Genomic DNA, 14,384 nt, shown 5'->3' with positions numbered 1-14,384 from the left:
TGTGAAAGCTATTTAGTGCAATAAATATTATGCTCAATCCTATTTTGGATCAGTTGGAGAGTCTCTGCTTGAATTTGTCCAGGTAATAGGTCATGAGCGATATTGCTAAATCGGATTGCAACCTTACAAATCGAGCCAATAATTTCATCAACTTCTTGGACACAAAGTTCCGCTTCCTGAGTACCAAGTTTCACAAGAGCTTGTCGAGGAATATTCAGTGCCTCACCCATGATATCCATTTGATGTGCAGGAAAGTTCTAAACCTTTACTGATCGCTTCTGCACTGTATTCAAAGGCGATTAATGGCCGACCTGTGATTGCGGTTGAGGAGACCAATGTACCCCAAAGCCAATATTCACCCCATCCATTGTAGTAAACATTAAGTTTTTGAGCATGGATTTATTTCCTTTTGATACGTTGGCGAGCACTACTGTTCTGAAATGACAGCTTTGTCCGTTATAATTGTATAAACATTTTTGGTTTCTGGTAATTATGTCCTCATTGATCAATTTTCTATCTCGCTTTAGTACTGCAACTCTTCAGCGCAGTCTGAGCTATGCTAAACACATTGATAGGGAAACAATTGAGTTCTTTGAGGAAAATGAAGATGTCACGATGTATGCTCAAATTGAAGGGACAGATTATTACGATACCGCGATTACCTATAATCTTAAAAAAGACCGTTTAATCGATGACGACTGCACTTGTCCGGTTGGATATAACTGTAAACATGCTGCTGCTTTAGCGCGGTTATTCTTTCAGGAATATCGCCAAGAATTTCAGCAGCGTTATGCTGACTCTCAATCCCCGCAGGGAATCGCAAAACGCCTACGGGGGGATGATCAGGCACAGCGCTGGTTGAATGATTTTAAACGGTATTTACAACAGACTGAACCAGAGCAATCTGTCAAAACAAACAATTATTTAATTTACCTGCTAGATCAGTCTGTCAGCTTAAAGAAATTGACAGTTGATGTTCAGAAGGCCAGACGCAATAAAAACGGCTCAATTGCGGGGGAAAGTTATTATACCCAATATGAAAATATCACCAGAAAGCATCTGACTTTACCTGAACAAAAACGACAATTATTTAACCAGATTTATTATTATGCCAAAATAAACAGTGACGAACGATTTTATCAAAGCAATCTTGATATCTCCGGAATTTTATTGGAGCATTTCAAATCTTTTATTCAAAGTGGCGATGTGTACTGGCAAAAAAAGAGCCATACTGCACTTCAATGGTCAGAACAAGGCTATCACATCGAACTGATCTGGCAACAAGGTGTAAACAAACAGACAGAGCATTTAAACATTGAATTGGTCAATGGTGATATTCGACTCGATTTGAAATCAAATCCACATATTCAGATTCTCGCGAGTCATCCACCATGTTATGTGGATATTCAACAGAACACGGTGGGCCAGTTATATGGTGAATATACGGCAAATCTTCTGTACCATTTTTTACAGATGCCTGATCTTCCATCTATGCTCTTGCCAGAGTTTGAGAAACTGACTCATCAATATTCAGACGTGAAAAATCTGCCTCAGCCCGAGTCTATTCAGCATATTGATGTCCTTGAGGGTAGTCCCCAGCCAATTTTACGCTTCGGTGTTTTAGATAAATTTGATTGGAAATGGGAAGAGTCTGTTTGTGCTGAAATTGAATTCTCCTATGCAGGCGGAAGAATAAAAGCAGGTACATCAGGCGACAGTTTTATTGGTGAGCAGCATGACAAAATGGTACGACAGCTTCGGGACTTAGTTCAGGAACAACAGTCAATCCAACGTTTACAGCTATTGGTCGAATCACTGAAGTGGGTGAAAGATCTTAGTTATGACCATCAATTAAAACTGAATAAACAACGTCTTGATTCTATGGTTTTTGCTTTCTATGGAGATTGGATCAAACAGCTGATGCCCATCAATCAAATTGAGTTGATGGGCTGGCAGATAGAGCATCTGGAAAACAGCCCCTTTAATCTGCAATATGTTGAAAATTTAAATATTTCTATCACTGAATCTGAAGGTCAGCAGGACTGGTTCAATATCGGGGCGACGGTTCAAGACAGTGCAGGCAATTCTTATAATTTGCTTGATGCGCTCGTAGCTTTGGTGCGAGTAAATCCTGATTTACTTGATCCGCGGACTTTTATTCATCTGCATGACAGTCAAATTTTCACCGTGAAAACTGCAGTTGATCAACCTGATTTGGCTCTATCCGCTAGGGATATTAAGCCGGTATTGTTGCATCTGCAGAGCATTTTACAGCAAGAAGAGCGCAGTATTGATCGCTATGATGCGAGTCAATTATTAGAATTGCAGCATAATCTTGGGATGACATGGCAGGTCAGTGATCGCCTGCAGCAATTTGTACAGAAATTCAAACAAGGCTATCAGCAACAACTGCCGACACCACAAGGTTTTCAGGGAGAGTTGCGTCCATACCAGCAGCAGGGCTTAGGCTGGTTGCAGTTTTTAAGGGAAACCCAGCATGGCGGGATTCTGGCAGATGATATGGGCTTGGGGAAAACAGCACAAACTTTAGCCCATTTACTCATGGAAAAGCAGGCTGGATATTTGCAGGACAGTCCCGCCTTAATTGTTGCACCCACATCGCTGATGCATAACTGGTTCAAAGAAGCGGAGAAATTTACCCCTGAGCTCAAGGTATTGCTGCTACAGGGGCCCGATCGCCATCAGTATTTTGAGCAGATTCCGCACTATGATATTGTGTTAACCACCTATCCGCTTCTGGCGAGAGATGAAGAGCAACTAAAGCAATATGAATATCATCAACTCATTTTGGATGAGGCGCAGAATATCAAAAATCCGCGTGCCAAAGCTGCACAGGTAGTACGGCAATTAACAGCGCGACATCGTCTATGTCTAACCGGTACACCTATGGAAAATCATTTGGGTGAGCTGTGGGCACTATTTTATTTCCTGATGCCAGGATTTTTATATTCACAAGAAATTTTTAATAAAAAGTACCGTCATCCGATTGAAAAACGCGGTGATCAGCAGTTAAGGCAAAAGTTGGTCAACCGGATTAAGCCCTTCATTTTACGTCGCTTGAAAACTGAAGTAGCCAAAGAGTTGCCAGAAAAAACTACGATTGAAGTCAATATTGATATGAATGACCAGCAATCCAAGTTATATGAGGCTGTTCGTGCCACGATGCAGGCAAGCATTCAGAAAATTGTGGCAGAAAAAGGCTTTAAACGTAGTCAAATTCAAATTTTAGATGCCTTACTGAAGCTACGTCAGGTGTGCTGCCATCCTAGCTTACTAAAGCTGGATTCAGTGAAAACCGGGCAGGCGCATTCTGCCAAACTTGAACAGTTGATGGATATGGTCGTTCCAATGGTGGAAGAGGGGCGAAAAATTCTTATCTTCTCTCAGTTTACCTCAATGTTGGAACTGATTGAACAACAGCTCCATCACGCAGAAATTGGCTATGTGAAGCTGACTGGAAAGACCAAAAAGCGAGATGAAGTCATTACAGCGTTTCAGTCTGGACAAGTGCCGGTATTTTTAATCAGTCTGAAAGCAGGAGGGGTCGGTCTGAATCTAACTGCCGCAGATACGGTCATTCACTATGATCCATGGTGGAACCCTGCTGCTGAAGATCAAGCTTCAGATCGTGCATGGCGGATTGGACAGGACAAGCCGGTATTTGTGTATAAGCTGATTACTAATAAAAGCATAGAAGAAAAAATTCTTGCCTTACAGCAAAATAAAGCAGAACTGGCACAGTCTATTCTAAGCACAGATCATGAGGGCGAAGCGAAATTGACGGAAAATGACGTGATGAACTTGTTTGAGAAATTTTAGTTTGGTTTCAGATTAGCCTCATCATCTATAAGTATTTGAAAGTTAGATGCAATTTTTTCCAATGTGCTCTCAATTTTTATTTATGAGCAGGAATCATAGCTAAGTCTAGTAATAGCACTGGCCATACTAACTGTGCTTTGTCCGGCAATACCCCCCATTTTTAATTGAATCGAATAGCGAAAGAAGAAGAGCTTTCAAAAAATATAGTAAAATCAATAACAAAAAAAGCCCCAATCTTTTGATCAGGGCTTTTTGAATCTGGAGCGGGAAACGAGACTCGAACTCGCGACCCCAACCTTGGCAAGGTTGTGCTCTACCAACTGAGCTATTCCCGCGTATTGAGCAGTTTTTATAAAAACTTACACTAAAAAATGGAGCGGGAAACGAGACTCGAACTCGCGACCCCAACCTTGGCAAGGTTGTGCTCTACCAACTGAGCTATTCCCGCGTATTGAGCAGTTTTTGCTAAAACTTACACTGAAAAAAATTTGGAGCGGGAAACGAGACTCGAACTCGCGACCCCAACCTTGGCAAGGTTGTGCTCTACCAACTGAGCTATTCCCGCATAGCGCTGTATGATACAGCAAGCAAGTTCAGGGTCAATAGCTTTATGAAAAAGCTGAGTTTAATTGCATAAAATAAAGCCAGTTTTAGACGATGCCTTGAGCTTTTTTAACTTTTACTCGCGAAACGTTGTGCCTCATACTAGTGAAAAGAGTTTTACGCATTCAACATCCCGAAGGAACAGGTATACTTTGAACGAATCATCATTTTTGGAGACAGGTATGAGCTTGGAGCAGCAACTGATTGAACGCTTACAACAGCTTTCCCCATCACATTTAGAAGTCGTGAATGAATCTTCTGGTCATGGCGGCTATTTCCCAGGGAAAGAATCACATTTTAAAGTGATTGTAGTGAGTGATATTTTTGCGGGATTACGTTTAGTTCAGCGCCATCAAAAAATTTATGCGGTAGCAGGAGACTTACTCAGTCCAGGTAAAATTCATGCTTTGGCTATTCATGCCTTTCTACCTGAAGAATGGCAAGGACAAGACACTTCTAGTCCAAATTGCGCACATGCCCCGAAAAGCTAAGCAGAGATTCAGTCATGGAAACACAATTATTGATTAAGATCGTGCATATGAGTGCTGTCAGCTTGGCATGTGTCGTGATTTTGGCGCGTGCCATGACGCTATTTAAAGGCGTCCAAGGCAATCAGCCCAATCCAGCAGGTCGAACAGCTTTTGTAGCCCTTCAGCACTTAAGTATGCTGGTGATTGTACTGACTGGCATTGCCCTTTTGGTCATGAAAAACTTTGATGTGCAAACATGGTTTTATGCCAAAGTGGTTTTATTTTTAGTGATGTTGTCCTCTTTGTCGAAAGCTTATAAAAAAGAAGACAGCATTTTACTTACACAGCGCCGAGCGGGGTTATTCTTAGCGGTGGTTGCGATGATTTCCATTTTAGGTTTAGTCATGATTAAACCAAACTTTGGCTAATTGTTAGACATAATCATCGGCACGGCGGTTGTTCTGCGCTACACTGCTATCTATAGCGGAAAAATAACAAGAGGGAGGGGATTTCATGCATACACGTGTGGTATTTAATCAAAAAGGTGGTGTCGGCAAATCCAGTATTGCAGTGAATTTGGCAGCAATTAGTGCACATCAAGGCTTAAAAACCTTATTGATTGATCTCGATCCGCAAGCGAATTCGAGTCAGTATGTGCTGGGCGATGACGCAACGTATTCGGCAGACAAACCAGCTTTAGAACCCAATATTGAAAACTATTTTGAAGAAGTGCTTGGAACGACTCAAAATAAAAGTCTATTGGGCAGTGCCATTGGTTCGATCCTCAAAGGACGAGCTAAAGGCTTAGAAAGTTATGTACACCAATCCCCTTTTAAAAATTTGGATGTGATTCCAGCCAGCCCAAGCCTCGGGGCATTGGCTTATGCTTTAGAGTCAAAACATAAAATTTATAAACTGCGTGATGCGTTACAACAGCTTGCCGGAAAATATGATCGTGTCTATATCGATACACCGCCAGCCTTTAACTTCTTTACCTTGTCGGCACTGATTGCAGCCAATAAAGTCCTGATTCCGTTTGATTGTGATGTCTTTTCTAAACGTGCATTACAAACTTTGATCGAAAATGTGCTCGAAACCCAAGACGATCATAATGATCATTTGGAAATTGAAGGCATTGTGGTGAATCAGTTCCAAGCGCAGGCCAAACTTCCGCGTGAAGTGGTGCAACAGCTGAAGGATGAAGGTCTTCCTGTACTAGAAAGTATGTTGCCCCCATCGGTGCTGATGAAAGAATCGCATCACAAAAATTTACCCTTAATTCATTTGGCACACGATCATAAATTGACGCAGGCCTATCAATCATTGTTCAATGAGATTGAGAATAATAAATTGCGAGATTCAGCATGAAAAAGATCACAATTACTTTTTTAATGGGCAGTACGCTGTTATTGAGCGCCTGTGCCACAACGGTTAAACCGACTTATGTCTCTCCTACACAGTATCAAGCTTTGAACTGCCAACAGTTACAAGCAGAATATAATCGGATTCAGCAACATTTAGATGAAGGTGTACCTACTGCGAAACGCACGGGTGTTGGCGTAGGTCTAGGTCTGGGTGGTGGATGGAGTCATGGTGGCGGTTGGGGCTTTGGTCCAAGCGTTTCAGTCAATATGGGACAATCATCGAATACCAAAAAAACTGAAATTTCACGACTTTTGGGTCAGCAAGAGGCGATTGTACAGGCTGCAAAATTCAAAGGTTGTGCGATTACCGTGCAAAATAAGACGAATTAATGTCGCATTTATTCATCCTGCTGAAGGGTTTAATCTTTCAGCAGTCATTAAAATCTTAGCAAAATGTTTCGAAAATAATTTCAATAAAACAATGAATTATCGTTTTAACACGCACTTTTTTACCTCATGGGTTCTGTGTTTTTTCCGCTTTGACTTGAGGAAGCCACTCTTTTTCGGCTAAATTGCGCATCTTTAATCCTGTTGTTGGATGTCTATGATTGAGAGTTGGCTGTTTGTATTGGCAATGATTGCTGTCTTGATGATTCCGGGACCGACCAATGCTTTACTCGCAAGCTCTGCACATCAGCAAGGTCTGGCGAAGACCAGCTTACTTGTACCCGCAGAACTGTTTGGGTATTTCTATGCCATCAATTTATGGGCACTCCTGATTCATCTCAGTACACCGACTTGGCCTTATTTGATTGATCTTTTACATGCACTCAGTGCAGTTTATGTATTTTGGTTGGCTTTTCATTTGTGGAAAAGCTCGCACTTAGAAAAACATAATCAACGTTTTACCTCGATTCGACCTAAACAATTATTTTTTTCTACTTTGAAAAATCCGAAAGCGGTCTTATTTGCTGCAGGTATTTTTCCCTATGAAGCTTGGGATAATCCCACCAATTTCTTTTTGGTGTTTGCGGTGTTTAGTCTGGTGTTATTGCCAACGGCACTGTTCTGGATGTCTTTTGGCCGTGCCATTTTATCGGGTGAGTCCAAACAAATAAAAGCCGATCTCTTATATAAAGGATCGGCCATGTTGTTGTTGGTGTGTATGTTCCCCGTGATTCTACGTTTTTTTGCTTAAGCTTCAGTGGTTGATTTTTTCTTTAATTTGGCACGAATAAAACCAATGATTCCCGGCAAGACACTAATAATAATAATGCCGAAAATCAGATGCGTGAAATTGTCTTTGACCACAGGCACATTACCAAAAATATAGCCTAAAGTAATGAATGAACCAATCCAGCAGAATGCGCCAATTAGGTTATAAGATAGGAAAAATTTGTAATCCATTTTTCCTGCACCTGCTACAAAAGGTGCAAAAGTCCGCGCAAAAGGAATAAAACGCGCAAAAATAATAGTTTTACCACCATGTTTTTCAAAGAATTTTTGTGTATTAATTAGATGTTGTTTATTGATGAAACGTGATTCGATTTCAAAAACGCGCGGTCCAATATAACGACCAATGTGATAATTCAGCGTATCGCCCAGTACGGCCGCGATAAAAAGTAAAACACCAAGAGTCCACGGATTCATTGCACCTGTAGATGCTGCTAAGGCACCTGCGGCAAACAATAAGCTGTCGCCGGGTAGGAACGGCATGACCACCAAACCTGTTTCCACAAAGATGATGAGAAACAAAATTGCATAAATCCAAACCCCATAGTTGGTGATAAACTCAAGCAGATGGTCATCGACATGTAATATAAAATCAATCAGTTCCATGGGGCACAAATAAGCAAAAGAGTGCGGAAATCCTAGCAGTCTCGTTATCAGAAGTCAGTATTAAAACGTAAATAAATTTAGCTATCAGTGTTCTTATCTTAAAACGATGTGTGATGAAAATGGATATTTATTCTAAAAATAGAGAACATTAAGATAGCTACAACTTCAAATAAAACGTATTTAAAGGTGTAAAAATATTTAATCCAAATGTTGTGGCCAAAAATATTGTCAATCAACCCAATACCGATGTAGTTTTAGCTTTAATTCCCCGTGTACTGATGGCTTATATTTTCCTTGTTGCAGGCTAGGGAGAAATTTCAGCTTATAGCGTAACTTTAGGGTATATGGAGTCGATGAGGACCTGGAGCGCTATTACCTTTAACCATTTTAGTTGAGTTTGGTGGTGGCTTAGCGCTGTTATTTGGTTTTCAAGCCCGCTTTGCTGCGTTTGGCTTAGACCTATTTAGTGTTATTACGGCGTTTATTTTTCACGATGGCGCACAAGCCAGCATTAACTTTATGAAAAACTTTGCCATGGCAGGTGGTCTATTTTTTCTAATGCTGCATGGTGCAGGAAAAATGAGTCTAGATCATTTGATTGAAAAATAATTCAAAATGAAAAGCAGCATGCAGGATGCTGCTTTTTTATTTACAAAAAAGTACGGTGTGGACGTTCTTTTTTTTTTTGATCAAGATCAATAAAACATGAGGAAAATAAGATGAAAAATCTTTTTAAAATAGGGTTATGTATTACAAGTTTAAGTCTTGCCGTTGGTGCATGGGCCAAGGATGACCATATCATTTTACAAGAAGCTGCAAAGAACCATGTCTCTGTGTCAGCCATTGCAAAGCTCAAAGATGAAACGGCGGTCACTTTAAAAGGGACACTGCTGAAACATCTCAATGAAGACCACTATGAGTTCAGCGATGGTACAGGGGTTATTTTGTTGGATATTGATGACGATTTATGGAAAGCATCCAATATTAAAGCAGGTGATAAAGTGCAGGTTGTGGGAGAGGTGGATACACATCGTTATAAACCGACCGATATTGAAGTCGTTAAAATAGAAAAAGTTTTGAAATAAACATCAGGCACGCGAAAGCGTGCTTTTTGATATAAAAACCATTGGGTTTTAAGCGTTGTATAAAGCTTGTCCGAATTATGTGCGTTATGCGCGGAAAAATGCTAGAATACGGCGCTTATATTCGTTTGCCTTTCATAGTTGTTTGTCATGACTACCAATACTCAAATTACTGAAGATCGTATCCTTATTTTGGATTTCGGTTCTCAATATAGCCAGCTTATTGCACGCCGCGTACGTGAAGCTGGTGTATATTCTGAAATGTATGCCTATGACATGTCTGAAGAAGACATTCGTGCATTTAATCCAAACGGTATCATCTTATCAGGTGGTCCTGAGAGCGTACACGAAGAAGGCAGCCCACGTGCGCCAGAAGTTGTGTTCAACTTAGGTGTACCAGTTTTGGGTATTTGCTATGGCTTACAAACCATGTCTGCACAGCTTGGCGGTAACGTTGAGCCGGGTACTGTACATGAATTCGGTTATGCCGAAGTAAACATCCAAGTTCGTGACAAGTTGATTGGTGATCTTGAAGACACCAAAGACCAACTTAAAGTTTGGATGAGCCATGGCGATAAAGTGACAGCGATTCCTGAAGGTTTCCAAATCACTGCAAGCACACCAAGCTGTCCAGTTGCGATGGTTTCTGATGAAACTCGTCGTTTCTACGGTATTCAGTTCCACCCAGAAGTAACGCACACTGCAAAAGGTGCAGAGTTATTATCTAACTTTGTACACAGCATTTGTGGCTGTCGTAGCCTGTGGAATTCTGAAAACATCATTGACTTACGCGTTGAACAATTACGTGAGCAAATTGGCGATCAAAAAGTTCTTTTAGGTCTGTCGGGTGGTGTGGATTCTTCGGTTGTTGCTGCGCTTTTACACCGTGCGATTGGTGATCAATTGACTTGCGTATTTGTAGACAATGGTCTGCTTCGTTTGAACGAAGGTGAGCAAGTGATGGACATGTTTGCGAAAAACATGGGTATCCGTGTGATTCGTGCCGATGCTGAAGAGCGTTTCTTGACTGCACTTGCGGGTGAAGTTGATCCTGAGAAAAAACGTAAAATCATTGGTCGTGAGTTCATCGAAGTTTTTGCTGAAGAAGCGCGTAAGCTTGATGGCGTAAACTTCCTTGCTCAAGGGACGATTTACCCAGACGTGATCGAATCTGCGGCAACTAAAAATGGTAAAGCACATGTGATTAAATCTCACCACAATGTGGGCGGTTTACCAGATGACTTAGCTTTTGAATTAGTTGAACCAATCCGTGATTTGTTTAAAGATGAAGTACGTCGTTTAGGTACAACTTTAGGTTTACCGTTTGAAATGCTATATCGTCATCCATTCCCAGGTCCAGGTTTGGGCGTGCGTATTTTGGGTGAAGTGAAGAAAGAATATGCAGACATTTTACGTCTTGCAGATGACATCTTCATGCAAGAGCTTCGTGCTAGCGGTTGGTATGATAAAACTGCACAAGCCTTTGCTGTATTCCAACCGGTGAAATCTGTTGGCGTCGTAGGTGATGGTCGTCGTTATGCATGGGTGATTGCACTTCGTGCCGTTGAAACGGTTGACTTTATGACAGCACGCTTCGCACATCTTCCTTATGATCTTGTAGATAAAATCTCTACACGCATCATGAACGAAATTAAAGATGTTTCTCGTGTTGTTTATGACGTATCGTCTAAGCCACCAGCAACGATTGAATGGGAATAATTTTCTAACGAAAATTATGTTAAAAAAAGAGCGCTTAGGCGCTCTTTTTTATTTTATACTGAATGAAAATTAGGATTCAAATTTGAGTTTTTATGTATACGCATTATGATTTAATGTTGCCTTTACTACGTATTATGCAATCACATGATGTGACATATAGTTTAAAAGAGGCTTATGAAGCATTACTGCAAGAGTTAAAATGTCCAGAAGAAGAACGTAATGAAACGATGGAAGATGGGAGAAACATCATCTTTTATCGTTTACAATGGGCGAAAACTTATCTAAAGAAAGCAGGATTAATAGATTATTCTAAAAGAGCACATTTTAATTTATCGAATGTGGGAAAAGATTTAGATTTAAGAAAAGTTGAAAAAATAGATAAGAAATATTTATCCAGATTTGATAGTTTTAATGAGTTTAGAAAAATAAATTCAAAAAATGAAAAAGTGCAAAAAATTGAAAATACACAAAAAGATAGTTCAGATTCTGAGGAATTAACACCTCCTGAGATTATTTACCAGCAATCAAAAATATTAAATAATGATTTGAAAGATGAGCTATTAACTTTAATTAAAAACAATTCCTCATCATTTTTTGAAAGACTGGTTGTCGATTTACTCGTTGCTATGGGGTATGGAGGATCGCATCAAGATGCCGCTCAAGCGATTGGCAAAACTAGTGATGGTGGTATCGATGGAATTATTAGTGAAGACCGTTTAGGTTTAGACAAAATTTATATTCAGGCTAAACGCTGGGAAAATACAGTGGGTCGGCCTGAGATACAGCAATTTAAAGGCGCACTAGCAGATCAAGTAGCTAAGAAAGGTGTCTTTATTACAACTTCCAATTTTAGTAAAGAGGCGATGGAATCGGCTAAAAAATCAGGCATTGTTTTAATTGATGGTAATAAATTAACAGCCCTCATGATTGAATTTGGTTTAGGTGTTCAAGTGGAGCGTAGTTTCCATATCTATAAAATTGATCAAGATCGTTTTGATGAAGAAAACTTCTGATTTTTCCTAAGTCATTGCTTTCCATCGCCTCTAAAACACTTTAGCAGAGCTAAAACATACCTTAGAAAGATGTAACAACATTTTTACATCCATGCATTGCCTTGTAGTTAGGTTTTGAAAACACAAGATATTGTCCCAAGTTTAAGAATCAGCATTCTATTTTTAGGGATGTGCAGTTGGGAATCTGCTTGTTATGATCTAGGACATATGGATCTGTAATGAGTAAGCACATGACGAATAATAACTATACTGAACTTTCACATTCGGATGACTGTGAAAAATACGTAAATCAATTCATTCAAGAGTTTCCACTGAGAAGTGCTGAAATCGGCCAAGGGACGGTCATCAAACGCGCGCTGCCAAGTCGCCATAAACGAATGATTGGTGCATGGTGTTTCTTAGATCACGCGGGCCCTGTAACCTTTCCTCAAGGCGAAGGTTTAGATGTTGGCCCACATCCACATATCGGTTTGCAAACCTTTACATGGATGATTGAAGGCACCATGATGCATACTGATAGTTTGGGTAGCAAACAGCTGATTCGTCCAAAACAGGTCAATTTAATGACCGCAGGACACGGGATTTCCCATACGGAAGTCGCACCAGATACAGAAACCAAAATGCATGCAGCACAATTGTGGATTGCATTGCCCGATGCAGAAATTGCTGTTGAACCACGTTTCGATCACTATCCAGAACTGCCAGTGGTGGAAAAAGATGGGGTGGAGTTTACTGTTTTGGTTGGAGAGTTTTTAAATACCACTTCACCTGTGAGCGTTTATACCGAGCTATTAGGAGTGGACTTAAGCGCAGCAGAAAGCACAAAAACCCGTTTAACACTCAATCCAAACTTTGAATATGGCTTTATGGCTTTAGAAGGAACGGCTACGGTCAATGGGCATGAACTGACAGAAGACAATATGGTGGTACTCGAGCAGGGTGTTAGTGCGATTGAAATTGAAATTCATGCTGGCAGCCGCTTGTTACTGTTAGGTGGTGAACCGTTTGAAAGTCCAATTTTACTGTGGTGGAATTTTGTGGGTCGTACTCAAGAAGAATTGAAAATTGCGCGTGATCAGTGGATTGCGCAAGATGAACGTTTTGGTTCAATTCCTGACTATGAAGGGCCACGACTGGAAGCACCGGCATTTCCAGACCAAATGCGCGCTTCAAAATAAAGGCAATACTGCGAAAAGTTGTTTAAAAATAGAATAGGTGGACAGTTTCAATACTTGAAACCTATTCAAAATAATATCAACGAAAAATAGGATAATAAAAAAATGGCAATCATTGCGAATGCGGAAGTCAAAACATGTGTCGAAGCATGGTCTGGTGAAGTAAGTACTGGACGACATCAATTCATTACCGATAAACCAGAGTCTTTTGGCGGTCAGGACAAAGGCCCAGCACCTTATGACTTTATTTGTACAGGTTTGATTTCCTGCACCATGATTACCCTACGGATGTATGCGCAGCACAAAGGTATTGAGTGGGGGGCTTTCAGTGTCGAAGCAGATTTTAATGCCAATAAAGAAGGCCGAGAATGGATCAGCCGTCGTTTGTCGTTTGAGCAAACATTGACAGAAGAAGCACGCCAAAAAATCTTAGATATCTGTCAAAAAACACCAGTCACTAAAACTTTATTACGTTCCGTCGAGATTGAAACCTTAATTGTTTAACTCGTTTGACGGTTTTTTATAGGCGGTAAAGGATTTTGTGCGACTGGATATTCATGTGTATCGACAGGTGCAAAATCCAAATTTTAGCGTAAAGTGAGTGCTAGATTTCAATTAAAACAAAAGGTAAAACAATGATCACCCTGCACCATTTGGAACATTCACGTTCTTTACGTATTTTATGGGCTTTGGAAGAGTTAGGGCTGGAGTATGAGGTGAAGTTTTATAAACGCCTACCGACCTATGCTGCGCCACCTGAGTTAAAAAACATTCATCCCTTAGGCAAAGCTCCTGTTTTGACCGATGGTGATTTGGTCATTGCAGAATCTGCGGTGATTTTAGAATACTTGCAAGCCACCTACGATACGGAGCACAAGTTTAAACCGAAAAATCCAAAGGACTTAATGCAATACAACTACTGGATGCATTATGCCGAAGGCTCGTTGATGCCATATTTGGTTATGACCTTGGTGATGAGTAATGTACCCAAGCATGTTCCCTTTCTAATTAAACCGCTTGCCAATAAAATTTGTGATGGAGTTAAAGGTGGCTTTATTAATCCACGCTTGAAAGAGCACAGTGCATATTTGGAAAATTATTTATCTCAACATGACTATTTTGCAGGTGATTTTTCCTTTGCTGATATTCAAATGAGCTTTCCTGTGGTGGCGATGCAAGAGCGGGTAAAAGCCCATAACCCTCAAATGGTGGCTTATGCACAGCGTATTCAGCAGCGCCCAGCATTTAAAAAAGCCAAAGAGCTCAGTGGGTTCTAATG

General features: G+C 40.5%; 13 protein-coding genes, 3 tRNA genes and 2 pseudogenes. 13 read left to right on the top strand and 5 right to left on the bottom strand.

The annotated features are described in order from the left end of the window. Positions 1 to 8: 8 nt before the first annotated feature. Positions 9 to 245: pseudogene (locus AC5EUN_RS15980) on the bottom strand (hypothetical protein); the annotation flags it as partial. A 247-nt stretch (positions 246 to 492) separates the two neighbouring features. Here AC5EUN_RS15980 and AC5EUN_RS15975 point away from each other — a divergent pair. After that, positions 493 to 3,840, top strand: a complete 3,348-nt coding sequence (locus AC5EUN_RS15975; protein WP_159153428.1) for a DEAD/DEAH box helicase — start codon at positions 493 to 495, stop codon at positions 3,838 to 3,840. 259 nt (positions 3,841 to 4,099) lie between these two features. On the opposite strand, the gene AC5EUN_RS15970 is transcribed toward AC5EUN_RS15975, so the two are convergent. The 3 genes from AC5EUN_RS15970 to AC5EUN_RS15960 all read right to left on the bottom strand — a co-directional run bounded on the left by AC5EUN_RS15970 (position 4,100) and on the right by AC5EUN_RS15960 (position 4,405). Beyond that, positions 4,100 to 4,175 (bottom strand) — tRNA-Gly (locus AC5EUN_RS15970). Positions 4,176 to 4,212: 37 nt separating this feature from the next. Then, positions 4,213 to 4,288: transfer RNA gene (locus tag AC5EUN_RS15965), tRNA-Gly, on the bottom strand. A gap of 41 nt (positions 4,289 to 4,329) precedes the next feature. Continuing rightward, a tRNA-Gly gene (locus AC5EUN_RS15960) sits at positions 4,330 to 4,405 on the bottom strand. Positions 4,406 to 4,625: 220 nt separating this feature from the next. On the opposite strand from AC5EUN_RS15960, the gene AC5EUN_RS15955 reads away from it, so the two are divergent. The 5 genes from AC5EUN_RS15955 (at position 4,626) to AC5EUN_RS15935 (ending at position 7,475) form a co-directional block, all read left to right on the top strand. Continuing rightward, the gene (locus AC5EUN_RS15955) at positions 4,626 to 4,934 is read left to right on the top strand and encodes a BolA family protein (RefSeq protein WP_005401913.1); all 309 of its coding nucleotides are present in this window, start codon (positions 4,626 to 4,628) and stop codon (positions 4,932 to 4,934) included. Positions 4,935 to 4,948: 14 nt separating this feature from the next. After that, positions 4,949 to 5,341 (top strand): SirB2 family protein, encoded by a 393-nt coding sequence (locus tag AC5EUN_RS15950; RefSeq protein WP_005401912.1) that lies wholly within the window; start codon positions 4,949 to 4,951, stop codon positions 5,339 to 5,341. An 85-nt stretch (positions 5,342 to 5,426) separates the two neighbouring features. After that, positions 5,427 to 6,281, top strand: coding sequence for a ParA family protein (locus AC5EUN_RS15945; protein ID WP_004684373.1), 855 nt, complete (start codon positions 5,427 to 5,429; stop codon positions 6,279 to 6,281). After that, positions 6,278 to 6,667: a hypothetical protein gene (locus tag AC5EUN_RS15940; protein WP_159153427.1), complete on the top strand. Its 390-nt coding sequence runs from the start codon at positions 6,278 to 6,280 to the stop codon at positions 6,665 to 6,667. Before AC5EUN_RS15945 ends, AC5EUN_RS15940 begins: the two co-directional genes overlap by 4 nt. Before the next feature lie 214 nt (positions 6,668 to 6,881). After that, the gene (locus AC5EUN_RS15935) at positions 6,882 to 7,475 is read left to right on the top strand and encodes a LysE family translocator (RefSeq protein ID WP_062031706.1); all 594 of its coding nucleotides are present in this window, start codon (positions 6,882 to 6,884) and stop codon (positions 7,473 to 7,475) included. Here AC5EUN_RS15935 and AC5EUN_RS15930 read toward each other — a convergent pair. Then, positions 7,472 to 8,116 carry a DedA family protein gene (locus AC5EUN_RS15930; RefSeq protein WP_004684377.1) on the bottom strand — a complete coding sequence of 215 codons (645 nt, stop codon included), beginning with the start codon at positions 8,114 to 8,116 and terminating at the stop codon, positions 7,472 to 7,474. The two genes, AC5EUN_RS15935 and AC5EUN_RS15930, sit on opposite strands and share 4 nt — an antisense overlap. Before the next feature lie 194 nt (positions 8,117 to 8,310). Between AC5EUN_RS15930 and AC5EUN_RS15925 the strand changes: the two are divergent. From AC5EUN_RS15925 to AC5EUN_RS15895, 7 genes and pseudogenes are all read left to right on the top strand, one after another. Continuing rightward, positions 8,311 to 8,725: pseudogene (locus tag AC5EUN_RS15925) on the top strand (DoxX family protein). 110 nt (positions 8,726 to 8,835) lie between these two features. Continuing rightward, on the top strand, positions 8,836 to 9,201 hold the full coding sequence (locus tag AC5EUN_RS15920) for a NirD/YgiW/YdeI family stress tolerance protein (protein WP_087013891.1): 366 nt from the start codon (positions 8,836 to 8,838) through the stop codon (positions 9,199 to 9,201). 147 nt (positions 9,202 to 9,348) lie between these two features. After that, entirely contained in the window at positions 9,349 to 10,917 is a 1,569-nt protein-coding gene (guaA, locus tag AC5EUN_RS15915) for a glutamine-hydrolyzing GMP synthase (protein ID WP_493352419.1), read from the top strand. A 92-nt stretch (positions 10,918 to 11,009) separates the two neighbouring features. After that, entirely contained in the window at positions 11,010 to 11,930 is a 921-nt protein-coding gene (locus tag AC5EUN_RS15910; protein WP_062031713.1) for a restriction endonuclease, read from the top strand. Positions 11,931 to 12,160: 230 nt separating this feature from the next. Then, positions 12,161 to 13,108: a pirin family protein gene (locus AC5EUN_RS15905; RefSeq protein ID WP_159153426.1), complete on the top strand. Its 948-nt coding sequence runs from the start codon at positions 12,161 to 12,163 to the stop codon at positions 13,106 to 13,108. 102 nt (positions 13,109 to 13,210) lie between these two features. Continuing rightward, the gene (locus AC5EUN_RS15900; RefSeq protein ID WP_159153425.1) at positions 13,211 to 13,609 is read left to right on the top strand and encodes an OsmC family protein; all 399 of its coding nucleotides are present in this window, start codon (positions 13,211 to 13,213) and stop codon (positions 13,607 to 13,609) included. Between the two features lie 131 nt (positions 13,610 to 13,740). Then, a complete protein-coding gene (locus AC5EUN_RS15895) occupies positions 13,741 to 14,382 on the top strand; it encodes a glutathione S-transferase family protein (protein WP_159153424.1) in 642 nt (213 codons plus the stop codon). Positions 14,383 to 14,384: the final 2 nt, after the last annotated feature.

The sequence above is a fragment of the Acinetobacter sp. CAU_H_S170_2 genome, from assembly GCF_058890445.1.
The sequence above is the reverse complement of the archived record's forward strand: the minus strand, read 5'-3'. Positions and strand labels throughout refer to the sequence as shown.